This is a genomic window from Dellaglioa carnosa (genome assembly GCF_026948345.1).
Classification (GTDB): Bacteria; Bacillota; Bacilli; order Lactobacillales; family Lactobacillaceae; genus Dellaglioa; species Dellaglioa algida.
The window spans coordinates 1-405 of sequence record NZ_JANXLI010000018.1; the positions used below are offsets into that span (position 1 = coordinate 1).

Annotated in this window: 4 tRNA genes; all 4 read left to right on the forward strand. The window is 48.1% G+C overall.

The features are described from left to right. A tRNA-Pro gene (locus N0K80_RS07860) sits at nt 1–74 on the forward strand. 38 nt (nt 75–112) lie between these two features. Beyond that, a tRNA-Met gene (locus N0K80_RS07865) sits at nt 113–186 on the forward strand. Nucleotides 187–205: 19 nt separating this feature from the next. Next, a tRNA-Ile gene (locus N0K80_RS07870) sits at nt 206–279 on the forward strand. Between the two features lie 35 nt (nt 280–314). Beyond that, nucleotides 315–404 (forward strand) — tRNA-Ser (locus N0K80_RS07875). Nucleotide 405: the final 1 nt, after the last annotated feature.

Consider the following 405-nt stretch of genomic DNA (forward strand, 5'->3'; position numbering starts at 1 on the left):
CGGGAAATAGCTCAGCTTGGTAGAGCACCTGGTTTGGGACCAGGGGGTCGCAGGTTCGAATCCTGTTTTCCCGATTAATAAATTTACAATTTATTATATGTTTTTATTTTATGGCGGCGTAGCTCAGCTGGCTAGAGCGTCCGGTTCATACCCGGGAGGTCAGGGGTTCGATCCCCTTCACCGCTATTTTCTACGTAAGAAGCTTGGACCTTTAGCTCAGTTGGTTAGAGCAGACGGCTCATAACCGCCCGGTCGTAGGTTCGAGTCCTACAAGGTCCATTACTTGTAGCTGATTCAAGTAGACATTTTCATATGGAGGATTACCCAAGTCTGGCTGAAGGGAACGGTCTTGAAAACCGTCAGGTGGGTCAAACCACGCAAGAGTTCGAATCTCTTATCCTCCTT